Origin of the sequence: Enterobacter cloacae complex sp. IR5384 (genome assembly GCF_049237265.1) — a bacterium.
Classification (GTDB): domain Bacteria; phylum Pseudomonadota; class Gammaproteobacteria; order Enterobacterales; family Enterobacteriaceae; genus Enterobacter; species Enterobacter cloacae.
The window spans coordinates 1-1213 of record NZ_JBMKHJ010000103.1; the positions used below are offsets into that span (position 1 = coordinate 1).

At 54.2% G+C, this 1213-nt stretch carries 1 protein-coding gene and 1 rRNA gene; both read left to right on the forward strand.

Annotation, left to right across the window (positions count from 1 at the left end; all coding sequences use genetic code 11):
- Positions 1-242: 242 nt before the first annotated feature.
- Positions 243-358: ribosomal RNA gene (gene rrf / locus ACOTX3_RS26035) — 5S ribosomal RNA — on the forward strand.
- Between the two features lie 163 nt (positions 359-521).
- Positions 522-1213: IS4 family transposase (locus tag ACOTX3_RS26040; RefSeq protein ID WP_421635001.1), on the forward strand; the 692-nt coding region annotated here is incomplete at its 3' end.

The following is a 1213-nucleotide window of genomic DNA, read 5'->3' on the forward strand; positions in this document are numbered from 1 at the left end:
TAAGCGCAGCGATGCGTTGAGCTAACCGATACTAATGAACCGTGAGGCTTAACCTTACAACGCCGAAGGTGTTTTGGCGAAGAGACAGATTTTCAGCCTGATACAGAGTCCGAAGGATTTTGCGCTGAGACAAGGCGGCAAGCGAAGGAAAGGAAGGAGCATACTGAGGTATGTGACTGACTTTACGAGAGCAGCAAACGCAGTATCAGCCCAAAAGACACAGGACAGAGCACAGGAATTTGCCTGGCGGCTTTAGCGCGGTGGTCCCACCTGACCCCATGCCGAACTCAGAAGTGAAACGCCGTAGCGCCGATGGTAGTGTGGGGTCTCCCCATGTGAGAGTAGGGAACTGCCAGGCATCAAATAAGAAGAACCCCGTACCGTAAGGTGCGGGGTTTTTTGCTTTTGTTTTCTCCCTCACTCTCACCCTCACCCTGCGGGCTGAGGGTTCCCCAGAAAAATGAAAAGCACGATGAAGTGTGATCTACTGGTTGCGCTAACAAATCAGAAGAGACCTCATCGTGCCTTTACAGACAGTCTGCCAGAAATTTTTCTCCGCGTCTTTACCGGACATTCACAGCTTCCGGATTAATGTCCTTGTTTCCATGGCCGTTGCCCTCACGCACGGTGCGGATCTGACCCTGACCAGCCTTGGTCGCACTCTTCCCGGCAGGGCGCACGTCAAAAATAAAATTAAACGTGTTGACCGTGCCCTGGGTAATACCGCCCTTCACCGGGACATTCCCCGTATTCAGCACCTGCTCACACATTCCATCACTTCCCTGATGCCCTTCTGTGTAATTGCTGTCGACTGGACCGGCTGGCATGACAGGAACTGGCATCTGCTGCGGGCAAGTCTGGTCTGTAATGGTCGCTCACTGCCGCTTATGAGTGAGGTTGTCCCCGCAGAGCTGGCGCAGAACAGCGATGTACAGTGCCGCTTCCTTGACCGCCTGCATGATGCCATCCCGAAAGATAAAGCCGTCACCATCATTACGGATGCAGGCTTCCGGACAGACTGGTTCCGGCATGTCAGCCAGCTGGGCTGGAGCTTCACCGGCAGGGTCAGGGGCTGCATCAGCTTCCGGCTGGACGGAGATAAAAAATGGATGAAAATCAGTGAGCTTGAGGCTACCGGACAACCGGTCTGCGTGGGTTACGGTGTCCTGTCCCGTAAACCACGAACGCCCTGTTACGGCCGGTTCTATCTGCA